Raw genomic sequence first — 17,166 nt, 5'->3', positions numbered from 1 at the left:
AAAATGGTTCAACAAATTTTAGCATACGGAACATTGATTATTGCAGCAGGCTATTTGGTGTGGAAATTCTTGCTTCCCAAATCACTCTTCAGCAAAGGAGGCAAAGATTCCAATTCCTGCGGAAGCGACAACTGCGGTTGCAGTTAACTTCTTTTTAATGCAGTTGTCAGGTCGTGCGCAGTCGAGGTCTTTAGAATAGTAAATGATGATTGAATCATCGACTAAATATTATTACACTGAATATCATTGTTTTACTACTTTAGTCCATAGGATATTACCGTTAAGAACACGGTAAGCAAAAAACAACTTTTGAACACAAATCTTGTTTGATTAAACTTCGATAAGAATAGAAATAATCTAGAAGTATTCTGTTCTATATTTAAAATTATCCCTCAATTCATAGGCCTGTTCATAGTCAAGCCCTATTCCAAAACTATGGTTGACGATTGCCTTGCCGCCAAAAGCCAACCCTTATTGCTCGATATCCAAATATTCGTGAATCGCCTTGGTATCCATTGATTCTCATCTGTGGTCATACTCGGTGGTTGCTGCAACTCCTTTCCCATAACCACGGCTACATTGTCATTAAAGGTTATTCTCTCGATGATTCGTTTTACCTTGGGAAAGGTATGTCCATTTTCCATTAGTGCAACTATCTCCTTGGGAGTCACTATTTTTCCTTTGGTATTGTTCACAACATAATCAGGGGACCAAATATCCAACAATGCGGCTGTATCCCCTTCGTCCAGCAATTTCGTCCATTTTTTTTCCAATTTTCGAATTTCCATTTCATCCTTCGACTGCCCGTAGGTAAGGCATACCATCAATAGCAACAGTGTAAGGGAGCTTATCTTTTTCATTGTCATAAGGTTAAGTCCATATTTTGCGTACGTAATTCCAATTATCCATAAAAAATAAATTATTTCCTGAAAGAGTCTGATATAAAGGTCATAAAGTCGGGCAATATCCCACGCCAATAGGCCCAGTCATGGGCACCATTTTGAATTCTGAACTCATGCGCCACACCCTTGGCCTTCAGCACTGTATGCAACATCACATTGTTGGGCGACAAATGATCATCATCGCCACAGCTTATGTACCATTTTATGTTTTGTTCCGCATCCTTAGGTTGGTTTTCAAAAAATGATATCACATCATAAGGTTTGTACCAATCCATCAATATCTTTTCACTGACATTCGGATACTTTCCTTTCAGGAATTGGGAATCATATTTTCTTACTGCTCCGCTCAAAGCGCAGGCCACCGAGAATTCTTCCGGTTGATGAACGGCATATTGGATCACGGCCGCACCCCCCAGGGAAGCCCCGGCAATGGCCTTGCTATCCCTATCTTTACGGCATCGATAGTTTTGTTCGATATGTGGAATGAATTCCTTGAAAAAGAAATCCTCAAAATCAAAATCGCCTTCGGGATCATTAAAATAACTGATTCTTTTTGACCCATAGTTGGCATCCGGTGTCACCACTATCATAGGAACTATATCTCCATTTGCGATGGCATTGTCCAAGTAATGCTTCAATTCCCCATAATAGAGCCAAGACCGATGATCTGGAACCGTGTTTCGAGGTCCAGCGGGATGCAACAGATAAAGAACCGGGTAGGTCCTATCGGAAGTATCATAACCCTGTGGCAAATAAATGGAATAGTGTCGCTCTTTCTTTAGAATGGAGCTTTCAAGAGTCTTGGCTTCATAAACCTTTCCTTGATTTTGGGCATTTACAGACAAAGTATTCCATAAAATGACCCCTAGAACAATAAAATATCTCATATTAAATGGTATAGGCAAGAGTTAACTGTTTGTTTGAAGATAAGTGTGCGTACTTTAACTTGATCAATCCAGATCAGCATCCAGATATATTCAATCTGCAATCTTATTGTTCTTGTCAAAAGACATAAAGAAATTGATCCAAATGTTCCTTGAAATCCTTAAAATCAAGGGTAGTGACAAAATCATTACTACCACTATTGCACAATAGGTCGTAATTAAGCTTAAATCAAAAATGAGAAATGCCAACACAAAGGTTGCAATGGCAAAAACCAGGCCCACAGGATAGCTTACATACATAGCACCGTAAAAAAAGGAAGGTTCTATCTTATACTTCGTTTTACAGTGGCTGCATCTTTCTTTCATTTTCAAAGTACTGTGCAATTTATAGGGATTTGGTTCCTCATACATACTTTCATTTTGACAAACAGGACATTTACCAGTAAAAACACTATAGACCTTTGTACCTTCAAAAATTTCCATGATCAATTTTTAAAAACGCTAACCTTTTTAATTTAAATGACAAAGGTAAAAACGAAACCATTCTTAGTCTTATACAATACTCTCCATTATTTGTACATTTAGGACATTTACATACAATAAATCCATGATTCCAATTTTAAACATATCGGAGTTTGAAAAAAAGATAAGCACAAATGAGGTATACAGCAATGAACTGGGAAAGCACCTGATGAACAACAGTGACATAGTCCACACGGCTCATAAACATGATTTTTTCCTATGCGTCCTTTTTACCAAGGGAAGAGGTACACATGAAATTGATTTCAACAATTATGACCTTGGCCCAGGGAGTGTGTTTTTCTTAAAACCGGGCCAAACCCATTTATGGAAATTTGACAGCGAGCCTGATGGTTTCATATTTTTTCATGCCAGGGATTTCTTTGAAATTGGCTTTTCGGATACCAAACTTGAACAATTCCCTTTCTACTTTTCTAATGAAAACCCACCAAACCTTCACATAAATTTGGATAATCTTGAACAAATCAAGACGCGGTTTGCCGAATTGAATTCCGAATACCATAAAAATCTACCCTTTAAAGAACAAAAGTTACAGAGTTTGATAAGACTAACCTATATTGACCTGTCCCGATTATATTCCTCATATGAATCGCACAAAATTATAGCTTCAACAACCTATCTCAACACTCTAAGGAACTTGGAAACCTTGATCCAAAAAAATTATAGCAAGGAAAAAAGGGTACGGTATTACGCGGAAAAACTAAACATCACTACAAAGCATTTGAACAGAGTTACCATGGAATCCATTGGCAAGTCACCCTCAGAACTAATCCAAGAACGTTTATTATTGGAAGCCAAGCGACTCTTGGTACATTCAGAAAATTCCTTGGTAAATATCTCTGACTTTCTGGGGTTTAAGGATTATGCCCATTTCTCTAAAGTTTTTAAAGCTAAAACAGGAACCACACCAACAGATTTTAGAAAGAAATACAAAAGTTCAGTTTCATGACCTCGCGACTACGTTCTCACATCCTATTTCCAACAACTTATCTTCACAAATCACAATTTTTCAATTTTTTTCCTCCCTTTCTGTAACCTTTCTTAATTTCCTGACTATATAAGTTAAACACCAACTAAAAAACAGCATTTGGAAACACTTTCAGATGAAATGATCATGCAAAAAGTATCCGAAGGCAACTTGGATCTGCTCAAGATACTTTTTGACCGACACCACAAACATGTGTACAATTTTCTGTACAAAATGTCGGGCGATCGCATGTTGGCCGAAGATCTTACACAAGATGTTTTTTACAAACTGATCAAGTATCGGAACTCATACAACAATGGATCCTTCTTGTCGTGGATGTTTACTATAGCGCGCAACAGCCTAAAAACATATTACACAAGAAACCATAAGTCGCATGATGATATCGAGGTATTGGCATACCAAGCAGTGGAAGAAGAAAATGATACAAGCGAGAACAATGCCCACCTGCAATATGCCCTGAGCCAACTTGATCCGTACGATAGGGAACTTGTGATTTTGAACCGATACAGGGAAATCAAGTACGATGACCTTGCGGAAATAATGGGGAGTACCCCTGGAGCCGTAAAGACCAGAGTGTGCAGAATCTTAAAAAAATTGAAGAATATCTATTTAGAAAGCATATAGCCATGGAAAAGAATCATGTTTTTGACCAAATACCCGATTATCTGGATGGCAATTTGAACAAATCTGCCGAGGCTGAATTTGAAAAGCACCTTGAACAATGTGCCGATTGCCAAAAGGAACTGGAGGAGATGAAGACCTTTTTCAATGTGTTTGAAGAAGAGGTTCCAACACCCTCGGATAGGCTTAAAGCAAAGTTTGAATCTACACTTGAACAGGAAAAAATAAATCAGGGGAAAGTAGTTCAACTTGAAGCCAAACCATCATCAAACTGGATAGGAAATATTTTGAAAATCGCAGCGAGTATTGCACTGTTGGTTGCCGCCTTCCAAATGGGAAGTCTGTTCCAGCAGCGAAAAGTGAACGAAGACATTGCGCAGCTTCAGGACGAGACCAATCAGATGAAGCAAACGGCCATGTTATCGTTGATGGAGAACCAATCTGCCAGTAAGCGTATTCAAGGAGTGAACTATATCGAGGAATTTGAACAGCCCGATGAAGCCATCATCCAAGCCCTTGCCAACCGATTGCTCTATGATGAAAATGATAATGTTCGGATGACCGCCTTTGAGGCACTGGTCAAGTTCACTTCCTCCGAAACCGTTAAAACCACTTTTATAAACGCCTTGGAGCAAGAAAAAAACCCAAGTATCCAAGTGGCGATTATTCAGGCTTTGGTGCAAATACAGGAGAAAAAAGCGGCCGAACCCATGAAAAAGTTACTGGAAAAAGAAGACACACAACCTTTTATCAAAGATCAAATCAGGGCAGTATTGCCAAGCATAACATAAACATCAAAAAGCGAAAATCATGAGAAAATTCACATTTATTTTAATGGCCCTTTTTGTGGGCACCATTGCCAGAGCACAAAGCGACTACACCAAATCCCTCAATGGAATCCAATGGGTAAAAATCGAGTCCAAAACCGATATTGTGGTCAAAACCCACAGCTCCAATGAACTGTTGATCAAATCGGGGCCCGAAGTAAAAACACCCGAACGCGCCAAAGGCCTTAAATTGGTCGGCGAAGGCGGTACGGACAATACCAACGTAGGTTTTTCCGTGGTACAGGACGGGAATACCCTGATCGTTTACAACCTCCGCAAGAGCAAAGGTGCCGAAATCTACCTCCCCGCCTCACAGAACATTGCCGTAAAGAGTACCTGGAACGGCGATATTGAAATCGATGGTTTTTCGGGAGAAATAGAAGCGGATGCACAACTCAACGGAGGTGTAAAACTATTGAACGTAAACGGACCTGTTACGGCGAACTCATTGAACGGTGAGCTGGAAGTGGTTTTCGGAAAAGTGACGCAGGATTCCCCTATTTCCCTCTATTCCACCAACGGGGCCGTAGATGTCAGCCTTCCATCGAATACACCCGCCAATTTGGCCCTGAGCACCTTAAACGGAAATGTCTACACCGATTTTGAGGTAAAATCCGAGGATAAAAATGGGTTGAAATCTGTATTAGGAAGGAACATTAAAGCATCCATTAACGGAGGTGGGGTTAAAATATCCATGAAGTCCACCAACGGGAACATGTACCTAAGAAAAAAATAAATCAAACTGTCACATCGAGCGCAGTCGAAATGCTCAAGATGGCAAAACATCAATTACATATTAAAATCAAAAAATCGAACAGTCATGAAAAAATTCATCACCACCGTATTTATGGGGTTGGCCATACTATCCTTGGCCGCACAAAAAGTCATTGAAAAAAGCTTCAATTATTCTGGGCAATCCATTGACCTGGATGTAAAATTCGCCAATAACATCGAGGTGAAAACTTGGGATAAATCCACCGTTTATTTTAAGGCCGACATAAAAACAGAGGACGGTAAATTTATTGACCTCTATAAATTGGATATTGATGAGAGAAGCAGTTCACTGCATATCGAATCAGATGCAAAACCCGTTTTTGAAGCATTCCACGATGAATGGAACAAAAACAACCCCAATAAGGAGAAGCGTTACTATTTTACGCATGACACCTATGAGTTCAATTATGTGCTGTATGTGCCCAAAGGCACAACCTTTAAAGTCAGCAGTATAAACGGTGACCTCAAATCTGAAATTATTGAAGGGGATTTAACCGCGGATTTGATCAACGGGGACATTGATATTGCCAAATATGATGGTGACATGGACCTACAGACCATCAACGGAGAAATAGATTTGGTAATGAAGAATTCCAGATTGGTCGCAGAAACCATCCATGGCAACATTTATGCCGATGAGGGTATGGAACTGACCGTAAGTGACCGATATGTGGGCCAAAAGGTGGAAGGTAGTTTCGACAATGCCACGCACCGACTAAAACTGAATACCATAAACGGTAACATGTACCTAAGGCTTTAAACCAAATTGGAAACAAAGGAATAGAGCAACAAAGCCCATCCTGCTGTCAAAAGCAATCCACCAAGCGGGGTCACTGGGCCCAGAAACTTTGGTTTGTTGCCTTTTGCCGCGCCCAAACAAAGGGCGTAAATGCTGAAGGAAAACAATAGGGTCCCGAAAATAAAACAGTTGACTATCCAAGAATCCAGTGGTTGATCAAAGCTTAAATTAAATCCTAGGACCAATAGCACAATAGCGTGATACATCTGATATTTGACCCCTGTCTCAAAACTTTGCAGTAGTTCGGGGGTCAATCTCTTTTTTAGGGCGTGGGCACCAAATGCACCAAAAATTACGGATAAAAGCCCGTACAACGCTCCCATGAACTGGGCCATAAATAGTGTTCCCATATTTTTAAAGATCTATATGAATTTCGTGATCGGAGCTCATCTTAAAGGCACATTCCTTGAACTTGGGCGGACCGAAGGTTTTCATCTTTGCCTTTGAAAAAGCCACCTTTTCCTTTGGAATCCCCAACCAATTGGTATCCAGTTTTCCATTATTGTTCTCATCATGGAAAATGGCCAATGCATACTCGCCCGCAGGAAGATCGGTAATATGCATCATCACACTTCCTTGGTGGGCCACTACACTGTTCGTCTTCAATACATGATCAAAGGACAAAAAAGCTTCGTCGGAATCATAAACGGCCACACTTACCTTGCCCTTTGCGGACTCCACGTTGTTGACCTGTATGGAAAGTGTATTCTGAGAAAGGCCTATCACGGGCAACAACAATAAAAAAATAAAAGCTTTCATATCTATTTATTGGTTCCTCTGGCGGTTTCTTGATTGTTCATCAATTCAGTCCGTAAAATTGCAAATAATTCCTCTGTTTTAAGACTGTCCTGAAGATTTACATACAATTTAAGGGAATCGTGGTGCACCACTTTTATTTTTTGTTGATAGAGGTCGTCCACAAAAACATAGACTTTGGTATTGGTAATGGAGTCCTTGAAAACCCCTTTTTCCTTTTCCATCCAAGAAAAACCGTTGGATCGCTCCATTTCGGGCAATTTCTCCACCCAAACCACGCTGTCCAGTTCCGCTAAAGGTATTTTTTGATAGTAGATCCCCGAGTAGATCTTTAGGTTTCCCTCCTCAATTTTGTGCCAGTTTTTATAGTGTTCCACAAAGGCGAAAACACATAGCGCCACGGTCAGAATGATGAGAACATTCCACAACCAATGTCTTTTTTTTGATTTCATAGTATTTCTCGAAATTCCTTGTGTTCAAAAAGAGTGTCGACCACAAAGAAACATAATTAATAGAACAACATTGAAATCCATCCAATATTGTGCCCTATCTTTTTATCTTTAAAAAATCAAAACTCGAATTGTTTTCATCACCCAAGTAAGCCTATGAATTTCAACAACAAAAACGTATTGGTCACAGGTGCCTCGCGAGGTATCGGGAAGGCAACCGCCATGGCATTCACCAAAAAAGGAGCCAAAGTGGGCATCAATTATCGCAGTAATGATGAAGTGGCCCATCAAACTTTATCAGAATTACCTGGGGAAGGGCATCAACTTTTTAAAAGAGACATTTCCCAAAAATCTGAAACGGAAGCTCTTATTACTGATTTTGTAAAAGCCTATGGCCAACTGGACGTTTTAGTGAACAATGCAGGCATTTCCATTTTTCATGAAATAGACGAAGTTGATTTTGACCATTGGACGAACGCCTGGGAAAAAACCTTTGAAACCAACTTATTTGCCGTGGCCAATTTATGCTATTGGGGAGCCAAGGCCATGATGAAAACCGGTGGCGGACATATCGTAAGCGTATCCTCTAGGGGTGCATTTCGTGGCGAACCCACCAAACCAGCTTATGGGGCAAGCAAAGCTGCATTGAATTCCATGAGTCAGTCCCTGGCCAAAAAATTGGCGCCTCACCACATTTATGTCGGAGTGGTCGCCCCTGGATTCACCGAAACCGAAATGGCCAAAGAGACCCTTACCCCTGCCGAGCGGGAAAACCTGTTGCGCGAATCCCCTTTTAAACGTATGGCACAGCCCGAAGAGGTGGCCCATGCGATATTGTTCCTGGCATCCTCCGAGGCCGCTTACTCCTCTGGAACCATCATCGATGTTAACGGGGCATCATACCTAAGAAGTTGATTATATGAAGGCCGCCACCGTAGCACAACTCAAAAAAGAACTCAAATTCAAGTCGCAGGACGAAGTCCTTGAGCTTTGCCTTCGTTTGGCACGTTTCAAAAAAGAAAACAAGGAACTCCTCACCTATTTGCTGTTCGAATCAGATAGCGAGGAAGGATACATAGAAACCGTAAAAGAGGAGGTCGATTCCATGTTCTCCGACATCAACGTGAACAGTTATTTCTACATCAAAAAAAGTGTTCGGAAAATACTTCGGACCATCAAAAAATATATTCGGTATTCGGGGAATAAGGCTACCGAAGTGGAACTGTTGCTGTATTTCTGTGAAAAGTTGAAATCATTCCGTCCTTCCATCAACAGAAATACCACATTGATGAATTTGTATAACCGTCAATTGGAGTACATCAAAAAGAAAATCCCATTACTGCATGAAGACTTGCAATACGATTATGGGGTAATTCTTGAGGAGCTCCATTTTTGATTGCACAAAAAAACACATCAAATTCCCTAAAAAAACTCAAAATATTCAAGAGTTTGGATGATTTGGTTAAATTTTCTCATCCATATTGAGTAAATTGTGACTTTATTCTAACTACTCATAACCAACCTTGACATCATGAGAATGCCAACAACCTCCCTGAAGACATGGACATTACTTTTCATGTTTTTTTCAACCTTATTTATTTACGCACAAAATGAACCCCCTATTACCATTGACACCAGCTTTTACAGCGGTTTTGAATGGCGGAACATTGGCCCGAACCGTGGCGGTAGAAGCTTAGGGGCTTCAGGAAGCCCTTCCCGACCCAATGAATATTATTTTGGAGCCACTGGAGGCGGTCTGTGGAAGACCATCGATGGAGGAAACACATGGAAATGTGTAACCGATGGCCAAATTACCAGTTCATCCGTAGGCGCCGTAGCGGTGGCCGAAACCAACCCAGATGTGGTTTATATCGGAATGGGAGAAACCCAGCTGCGCGGAAGCATCACCCAGGGTGACGGTGTTTACAAAACAACAGATGGCGGAAAAACTTGGAAACATCTAGGCTTGGAAGAAACCCAAGCCATTTCCAGGGTTCGAGTGGACCCGACGAACGAAGATATTGTCTACGTGGCCGCGTTGGGACACCCCTACGGCGAAAACGAGGAACGCGGTGTTTTTAAATCCGTAGATGGAGGCGAAACTTGGAAAAAAGTACTCTATGTCAGCGATAAAGCTGGTGCTGCCGATTTGATCATAGACCGAAATAATCCCGATGTATTGTATGCCAGCACATGGCAAGTGTACCGTAAAGCATGGAAAATGTGGGGCGGTGGTCCAGATAGTAAACTTTGGAAGTCTACAGATGGTGGAGAAACTTGGACAGACCTCACCGAAAATCCAGGGATGCCCGAAGGCCCGATCGGTAAAATTGGGGTAACCGTTTCCCCTGCAGATTCTGACAGGGTTTGGGCCATTGTAGAGGCCAATGAAGGTGGGGTTTTCCGTTCCGATGACGCTGGCAAGACGTGGGAACTCACCAACAACGAACGTAAACTGAGACAACGTGCCTTTTACTATTCCAGAATTTATGCTGACCCCAAAGACAAAGACGTAGTATATGGTTTGAATGTCGGTTTCTTTAAATCTAGCGATGGAGGAAAAACATTTGACGAAAAAATTAACACCCCACATAGCGACAACCATGATCTGTGGATCGACCCAAACAATCCCGATAGGATGATCAGTTCCAATGACGGAGGTGGCGTGGTAAGCATCAACGGAGGAAAAACCTGGACCGAACAGGACTATCCAACCTCACAGTTTTATCATGTAATGGCCACTAGCGATGTTCCGTATCACGTTGCAGGTGCCCAGCAGGACAACTCCACCTTGGCCATGCCCAGTGAAGGGTGGGACTTTATGCAAGCTAGGGGGCCAAGTTCCGAATGGTACTACGCAGTCGGTGGCGGGGAAAGTGGTTGGATCACACAAAGTCCGACCAATCCCGATATTTTTTATGCAGGAAGCCAAGGAGCACTTTTGACAAGGTATGACCGAAGCAATGGCCAAACGCGGGACATTCAGGTATATCCAAGGTTCTTCTCTGGAGAACCTGCCAGCGCTCTTCCAGAAAGATGGCAATGGACGTTCCCCATTATGTTCGCTCCCAAGGACCCCAATGTAATGTACACCTGCTCCCAACATGTTTGGAAAACAACAAACGACGGCCAGACATGGGAAAAAATAAGTCCAGACCTTACCTATGCCGACCCAGAAACCTTGGGCAAAACGGGGGGTATTTTGACAATGGACATGAACGGACCTGAGATTTATGCTACGGTGTTTGCTTTGGCTCCTTCCAATCACGATATCAATACCATTTGGGCAGGATCCGATGATGGAAAGATTCACATTACGAGGGATGGTGGTGAAAACTGGGAAGATATTACACCCGAAGACTTACCGCAATATTCAAGGGTCAGCATTATCGAGGAATCCATCCATAATCCTGGAACTTTGTACGTGGCCGCCAACAGATACCAAGTGGATGACAGGGCTCCCTACGTTTTTAAAACACATGATTATGGCAAAACCTGGACGAAGATTATTACAGGAATTAAAGATGGTCACTTTGCCAGGGCAATCCGTGAAGACCATAAAAGAGAAGGACTACTGTTTTTGGCGACCGAACACGGAGTATATTTCTCCATAAACGATGGTGCCGAATGGCAATCACTACAATTGAACTTGCCCGATACCCCGATCAGGGATTTGGTGATCAAGGACAACGATGTGGTTTTGGGCTCCCATGGCAGAGGATTTTGGATCTTGGACGACATTCAGCCTTTTAGGGAGTATTCAGAAGATTTAAAAAGTGAAAAAAATGTCTTGTTCAAACCCTCCGATGCCATTAGAGGTATTTACAACGCCAATTTCCAGTACTATTTGGAAAAAGAGGTGGATACAGTAACCTTTTCTATTTTCGATGCGAATAATAACCTCATCGAATCGTTTGGCGGCAACAAACCAAAATATGAAGATTCTGGCGAATCTTCCTGGTGGAGCCGTTTTAGCAGTACCAAGCCCACTACGGCAAAAGGCATCAACACTTTTACTTGGAACTTGAGATATCCAGGGCCCACTACTTTTGATGGCATCATTATTTGGGGGGCTTCGGCTACAACAGGACCTAAAGCTCCTTTAGGAAACTACACCGTACAAATGAAAGTCGGTGAAGAGGTCATCAAAAGCTATCCGTTTAAAATTGAAATGGACCCCAACTTGAAAGGGATTACAACGGAAGACCTTCAAAAGCAATTTGAATTGGCTTCCAAAATCACCAAGAAAGCGACCATCGCCAACGAAGCAGTTATTCAAATACGGGAAATACGTAAGCAAATAGATAGCTTGGGAACTGATATTAGCAGCAGATCTTTCCAAAAAGCATCAGAAGATCTTATGGAAACGCTGACCGAAATCGAGAATGATCTTTATCAGACCAAAAACCAATCAGGACAAGATCCTTTGAACTTCCCCATCAAATTGAACAATAGGTTCAATGCCCTGCAAAGAAGTATTGAAAACGGGGACGCCAGACCAACGGATGCCGCTTATGTGGTATATGATGAACTTGTTGCCGAATTGGAGACTCACATGGCCAAACTGAACAGCGCATTGAAAAACAAACTGCCCAAAATAAATTCGGTCCTTCAAAAAGAAGGAATGGAACCTATAAGTTCCAAATAAAAGGATTTCAACAATCAAGTTCGATAAAAACATGTCCTCAAAAAGGGCATGTTTTTATTTATCACGAAAAATTTTTAAGGAGAATTTAAATTCATTACAAATTATGATGCCTATTGTCGTAAAGCCTGTTTAATTCGTAATTTTGATACTTCAGGATGAATAAAATAGTTATCATAGGGATATCCCTGCTCATTTTGCTTCAAGGAGCCAATATCCATTTAAAGGATTTGGTCGAAATGGGACAATTGGTCGAGCACTACCAATTCCACAATGAGGAATATGGTGACGATTTTATGCTTTTTGTTTCCAAACACTACGGTGAACTAAAAGCTTCTCACAGCGAAAAGCACCAAGAGGAACAAAAAGAGCATGAAAAACTTCCTTTTCAACACCAGCAGGCGCCTTGTGCACAGCACTTGGTATTTGTTCTGGAATCAGAAAGCCTGATCAATTCCTATTCTGAAATCCCTTTGGTCGCCAAAGGAAATTTCCATTATCAATTTTCTTATTCCCTGGTATGGGGAGATGGTCCTTTTCAACCGCCAAAACAAGCATAATTCATAGTATTTCAGCCTAGCTGGACACTTTTCTCAAGCTTTATTCTATTTAATAATGCTATCATTCTCTATGAATCATGTTTTCAAAAATTATAAACTTTAGCATAAAGAACAAGTTTATTGTTCTTTTGTTCACCGCGTTTATCGCCTTTGTCGGCCTCTATTCGCTATCACAAATACCTATCGGAGCTGTACCCGATGTCACCAATAACCAAGTACAGGTTTTAACCACATCAAATCGACTTTCCACACAGGATATGGAAAAGTTCGTCACCTATCCCGTTGAGTTGGAAATGGCGAACCTTCCCGGTGTAAAGGAAATAAGGTCGGTTTCCAAATTCGGCCTATCGGTAGTTACCATTGTCTTTGAGGACGACATGGGTACCTATCTGCCAAGACAGCTCATTGCCGAAAAAATAAAATCAGCATCCAGCCGAATCCCCGAAGGTTTCGGAACCCCCGAAATGGGCCCTATCACCACAGGATTGGGAGAGATTTATCAATACATATTGGATGTTGAACCCAAGTATAAAGACCAGTACTCTTCCACCGAGCTGCGCACCATCCAAGATTGGATCGTAAAACGTCAGCTTTCGGGTATTCCAGGTGTGGTCGAGGTAAATACTTGGGGAGGACATCTAAAGCAGTACGAGGTGGCCATCCAGACCCAAAAGCTCAACGCTTTCAATATAACTGCAAGGGAAATTTTCACTGCATTGGAAAAAAACAACAGTGTCACTGGTGGAGGTTATATCGAAAAAGTGAACCAAGCCTATTTTATTCGCGGGGAAGGTTTAGTGAGCAGCCTTAAGGACATCGAGGATATTGTGGTGACCACAAGGAACAGCATCCCCATTTATATCAAGGATGTGGCCCAAGTTGGTTTTGGTAGCGCTCCCCGTTTTGGAGCCATCACTGGGAATGGAGAGGGCGAAAAAGTGCTCGGCCAGATTATGATGCTCAAGGATGCCGATTCCAAACGCGTTATCGAAGCGGTAAAAGAACGAGTGGCAGCCATCTCGGAATCACTCCCCGAAGGGGTTTATATCAACCCATTTTTGGACCGTAGCGAACTTATCGGAAGAACGACCTTCACCGTTACCGAAAACTTGGTGTTGGGCTGCTTGATCGTGATTTTTGTAGTGGTGTTGCTCCTGGGCAATTGGCGTTCAGGACTTGTTGTAGCTTCAGTTATTCCACTTTGCCTGCTGTTTGCCCTCACCTTGATGAACATTTTTGGGGTCGATGCCAATTTGTTGAGCCTTGGAGCCATCGACTTTGGTATCATTATAGACGGAGCGGTCATCATTGTCGAGTACATTGCGTTTCAGATTACACGACGGCAAACCGAACTTGTCAATCTGGGTAAGGAAGCCACACAATCCATAAAGGATAAAATAACTGTGGAGGGAGCTACCAAAATGATGAACTCCGCCGTATTCGGACAGCTCATTATTTTGATTGTTTTCATCCCTATCCTATCACTCAGCGGTGTGGAAGGTAAAATGTTCAAGCCCATGGCACTTACCTTCAGTTTTGCTCTTTTGGGCGCCGTTTTGTTGTGCTTTACCTATGTGCCCGTTGCATCTGCCCTATTTTTGAAACCATCCAAAGAATCTTCAAAGAACATATCCGTTCGTTTGGTCAACTGGATCAACAAGCAATACGAACCTGTTATCGAATGGGCCATGAAAAGCAAAAAATTGGTACTCACCATCGCTGCGGCTTTATTGGTCGGAGCCATTTTGCTGTTCTCTTCCATGGGTGGGGAATTTGTGCCGACTCTGGACGAGGGTGATTTTGTGATTCAACCTGTATTAAAAACGGGGACATCCTTGGCAAAGACCGTGGAGACGACCACCAAAATCGAAAAAATCCTCCTAGATCAATTTCCTGAGGTGAAACAAGTGGTAAGCCGTATCGGTGCCGCAGAAGTGCCCACCGACCCCATGTCCATGGAGGAGAGCGATGTGATCATTTCCCTAAAACCTAAAGATGAATGGGTCTCTGCGGAAACCAAGGATGAACTGGCCGACAAGTTCAAGGAAGCTCTAGCCGTGATTCCAGGAATGGAGGTAGAATTTACCCAGCCCATTGAAATGCGCTTCAATGAATTGATCACGGGAGTACGGGCCGATATTGCCATCAAAATTTTTGGGGAGAATTTGGAAACATTGAATAAAAAGGCCAACGAGATCAAAGACCTTATCCAAGATGTGGAAGGGGCCTCGGACATCATCGTTGAAAAAGTAGAAGGGCTTCCACAGATGAACGTATCCTTCGACCGTGCCAAAATTGCACGTCACGGGCTCAACATTGCCGACCTCAATGAAATGATCTCGATGGGCTTTGCAGGTAAGGTCGTTGGAAGCATATTTGAGGGCGAGCGTCAATTTGACCTTGCCGTTCGGTTGGATGCCGAGAACCGTCAGGATATTTCCAACCTCAGAAACCTTTATGTGGATATTCCCAATGGCGGAAAAATCCCGATGAGCGAACTTGCCGAGATCACCTATCAAAAAGGAGCTGCAAAAATTTCTCGGGATGATACCAAACGACGGATTGTTGTGGGTATCAACGTAAGAAATCGTGACCTTCAATCCGTTGTTGACGATGTGCAACTATTGGTCAACGAGAACATCTCGTTGCCGCCAGGCTACACGATTACCTACGGTGGGCAGTTTGAAAACCTACAAAATGCCAAAGCCCGATTGATGATTGCCGTGCCCATTGCATTGCTGCTCATCTTCATCATGCTTTATTTTGCCTTCGGCTCAGTAAAGGAAGCTTTGCTCATTTTTTCCGCAATTCCACTTTCCGCAGTGGGAGGTGTCCTCTTGCTTTGGCTGAGAGATATGCCTTTTAGCATATCGGCGGGTGTCGGGTTCATTGCCCTGTTCGGTATCGCCGTTTTGAACGGAATCGTATTGATAGAGCATTTCAAGGAACTCAAGGGAAAAGATTTTGATTCCATGGAGGATCTAATCAAACAAGGAACCAAAGATAGACTCCGTGCCGTATTGTTGACGGCTTCCGCAGCTGCTTTAGGTTTCTTGCCCATGGCCGTATCCACCAATGCAGGCGCCGAGGTGCAACGCCCCCTTGCCACGGTAGTTATTGGCGGATTGGTAACGGCCACCATGCTCACCTTGGTGGTTTTGCCCGTTTTATATGCATATACCCATAACATTAAATTCCGTGGAATGAGAAAAAGAAGAGAACGCAAAATGAACAAAAATGCACTGACTGTGCTGTTGCTTTTAGTGACTGCTTCGGGATTCTCTCAAACCAAATTGGATCTGGAAGATTTGATGGCCCTTTCCTTGGAAAACAATAAGGGAATCCAAGCAGGATCTTTATTGGTAGATCAGGCGGAAACCCTAAAGGGAACCGCTTTTGAATTTGACAAAACAGATATCTACTACCAGTATGATGAAAACAACTTGGCGCTAAATGGGGAACCATTAAAGGTTTTTGGTGCACAGCAACAATTTGAGTTCCCGACAGTGTACGGGGCCAAGAACAGGCTTCAAAAATCGAATTATGAGCTACAAAAATCATCGTTTGAGATTCAAAAGAAGCAACTGTACCAATCGCTGAGCAATGCATACTATCAATACCAGACATTGAGTCAAAAAGCAAAGCTCTACAGTACGCTGGACAGTATTTACAGCAATTTTGCCCATGCGGCCAACAGGCGTTTTGAGCTTGGCGAGACCAACTATCTGGAAAAGGTAACGGCCACGGCCAAGCAACGGCAGATTGCCAACACCTACTCCAAGATAAAGCAACAGATGTTGACCACTTATGGTCAGATCGTTAGTTTGGTGCAAAGTGAGGACAGCTTGCAAATCGTGAATGAAAAACCAGAAAAGTTGACGGTACTGAATTCCCAAGGAATGTTGGAGGAGGAAACCTCCTTTTTGGACCATCGCCAAGAGTTGAGCAATGCCCAAAAAAGTTTAGAGGAAAACAAATTGTTGCCCGACCTGAACCTTGAATATTTCCAAGGGACAAACAGTGGGCTAGGGACTTCACTTTACGGCATTCAATTGGGGGTACGCATCCCGATTTTCTTCTTTGGACATAGCAGTAAAGTAAAATCGTCCAAAATCCAGACCAAGATCACAGAGATGGAGAACACCGAGATTTCCGTGGCCATGAACCAGCGCTATAAAACGCTGTTGGGACAACTGGAGCAACAGGCCAAGGAACTTTCCTATTACGAGGACGAAGGCGGTCAACTTTCCGATCAAATTTTGAAAGCGGCCTCGGGGAATTTTCAAAATGGGGAAATCGACTTTTTCCAGTACATCCAAAGTTTGGAAAATGCCTATGACATCCAACTCAATTATCTGGATGTGCTCAACCAATACAATCAAACCGTAATCGCCATTAATTACTTGACAATAACATTATAA

The 17,166-nt window shown here is 42.5% G+C and carries 17 protein-coding genes; 11 read left to right on the top strand and 6 right to left on the bottom strand.

The window, feature by feature from the left end; genetic code table 11:
* Positions 1 to 3 precede the first annotated feature (3 nt).
* On the top strand, positions 4 to 147 hold the full coding sequence (locus J0656_RS03325; RefSeq protein WP_207031496.1) for a hypothetical protein: 144 nt from the start codon (positions 4 to 6) through the stop codon (positions 145 to 147).
* 275 nt (positions 148 to 422) lie between these two features.
* Here J0656_RS03325 and J0656_RS03320 read toward each other — a convergent pair whose 3' ends face one another.
* The 3 genes from J0656_RS03320 to J0656_RS03310 form a co-directional block, all read right to left on the bottom strand.
* Positions 423 to 860, bottom strand: coding sequence for a nuclear transport factor 2 family protein (locus J0656_RS03320; protein ID WP_207031495.1), 438 nt, complete (start codon positions 858 to 860; stop codon positions 423 to 425).
* 59 nt (positions 861 to 919) lie between these two features.
* The gene (locus J0656_RS03315) at positions 920 to 1,789 is read right to left on the bottom strand and encodes an alpha/beta hydrolase (RefSeq protein WP_207031494.1); all 870 of its coding nucleotides are present in this window, start codon (positions 1,787 to 1,789) and stop codon (positions 920 to 922) included.
* Between the two features lie 90 nt (positions 1,790 to 1,879).
* Positions 1,880 to 2,152, bottom strand: coding sequence for a DUF983 domain-containing protein (locus J0656_RS03310; protein WP_313790173.1), 273 nt, complete (start codon positions 2,150 to 2,152; stop codon positions 1,880 to 1,882).
* Positions 2,153 to 2,393: 241 nt separating this feature from the next.
* Between J0656_RS03310 and J0656_RS03305 the strand changes: the two genes are divergently transcribed.
* The 5 genes from J0656_RS03305 to J0656_RS03285 all read left to right on the top strand — a co-directional run bounded on the left by J0656_RS03305 (position 2,394) and on the right by J0656_RS03285 (position 6,296).
* Positions 2,394 to 3,275 carry a helix-turn-helix domain-containing protein gene (locus J0656_RS03305; RefSeq protein WP_207031492.1) on the top strand — a complete coding sequence of 294 codons (882 nt, stop codon included), beginning with the start codon at positions 2,394 to 2,396 and terminating at the stop codon, positions 3,273 to 3,275.
* Positions 3,276 to 3,413: 138 nt separating this feature from the next.
* Positions 3,414 to 3,938, top strand: coding sequence for an RNA polymerase sigma factor (locus J0656_RS03300; RefSeq protein WP_207031491.1), 525 nt, complete (start codon positions 3,414 to 3,416; stop codon positions 3,936 to 3,938).
* Positions 3,939 to 3,940: 2 nt separating this feature from the next.
* Positions 3,941 to 4,726 carry a HEAT repeat domain-containing protein gene (locus J0656_RS03295; protein WP_207031553.1) on the top strand — a complete coding sequence of 262 codons (786 nt, stop codon included), beginning with the start codon at positions 3,941 to 3,943 and terminating at the stop codon, positions 4,724 to 4,726.
* A gap of 19 nt (positions 4,727 to 4,745) precedes the next feature.
* Positions 4,746 to 5,498, top strand: coding sequence for a DUF4097 family beta strand repeat-containing protein (locus J0656_RS03290; RefSeq protein ID WP_207031489.1), 753 nt, complete (start codon positions 4,746 to 4,748; stop codon positions 5,496 to 5,498).
* Between the two features lie 84 nt (positions 5,499 to 5,582).
* Entirely contained in the window at positions 5,583 to 6,296 is a 714-nt protein-coding gene (locus J0656_RS03285; protein WP_207031488.1) for a DUF4097 family beta strand repeat-containing protein, read from the top strand.
* Here J0656_RS03285 and J0656_RS03280 read toward each other — a convergent pair.
* From J0656_RS03280 to J0656_RS03270, 3 genes are read right to left on the bottom strand one after another with little or no spacing between them, the layout of a single operon-like run.
* The gene (locus tag J0656_RS03280) at positions 6,293 to 6,685 is read right to left on the bottom strand and encodes a DUF423 domain-containing protein (RefSeq protein WP_207031487.1); all 393 of its coding nucleotides are present in this window, start codon (positions 6,683 to 6,685) and stop codon (positions 6,293 to 6,295) included. The two genes, J0656_RS03285 and J0656_RS03280, sit on opposite strands and share 4 nt — an antisense overlap.
* Before the next feature lie 4 nt (positions 6,686 to 6,689).
* Complete coding sequence (locus J0656_RS03275; protein ID WP_207031486.1) at positions 6,690 to 7,094, bottom strand: DUF2141 domain-containing protein; 405 nt, start codon at positions 7,092 to 7,094, stop codon at positions 6,690 to 6,692.
* A gap of 2 nt (positions 7,095 to 7,096) precedes the next feature.
* Positions 7,097 to 7,543 carry a hypothetical protein gene (locus J0656_RS03270; RefSeq protein ID WP_207031485.1) on the bottom strand — a complete coding sequence of 149 codons (447 nt, stop codon included), beginning with the start codon at positions 7,541 to 7,543 and terminating at the stop codon, positions 7,097 to 7,099.
* Between the two features lie 153 nt (positions 7,544 to 7,696).
* Here J0656_RS03270 and J0656_RS03265 point away from each other — a divergent pair, with 153 nt between their 5' ends.
* The 5 genes from J0656_RS03265 (at position 7,697) to J0656_RS03245 (ending at position 17,166) form a co-directional block, all read left to right on the top strand.
* Entirely contained in the window at positions 7,697 to 8,455 is a 759-nt protein-coding gene (locus J0656_RS03265) for an SDR family NAD(P)-dependent oxidoreductase (protein WP_207031484.1), read from the top strand.
* A gap of 4 nt (positions 8,456 to 8,459) precedes the next feature.
* Entirely contained in the window at positions 8,460 to 8,936 is a 477-nt protein-coding gene (locus J0656_RS03260; protein WP_207031483.1) for a hypothetical protein, read from the top strand.
* A 135-nt stretch (positions 8,937 to 9,071) separates the two neighbouring features.
* Positions 9,072 to 12,188, top strand: a complete 3,117-nt coding sequence (locus J0656_RS03255) for a VPS10 domain-containing protein (protein WP_207031482.1) — start codon at positions 9,072 to 9,074, stop codon at positions 12,186 to 12,188.
* A gap of 155 nt (positions 12,189 to 12,343) precedes the next feature.
* Positions 12,344 to 12,745, top strand: coding sequence for a hypothetical protein (locus J0656_RS03250; RefSeq protein WP_207031480.1), 402 nt, complete (start codon positions 12,344 to 12,346; stop codon positions 12,743 to 12,745).
* A 77-nt stretch (positions 12,746 to 12,822) separates the two neighbouring features.
* Complete coding sequence (locus tag J0656_RS03245) at positions 12,823 to 17,166, top strand: CusA/CzcA family heavy metal efflux RND transporter (protein WP_207031478.1); 4,344 nt, start codon at positions 12,823 to 12,825, stop codon at positions 17,164 to 17,166.

Source organism: Flagellimonas aurea, from assembly GCF_017313785.1.
Lineage (GTDB): Bacteria > Bacteroidota > Bacteroidia > Flavobacteriales > Flavobacteriaceae > Flagellimonas > Flagellimonas aurea.
Note: the sequence above shows the minus strand (reverse complement) of the source record. Positions and strands in the feature narration are given on the sequence as shown.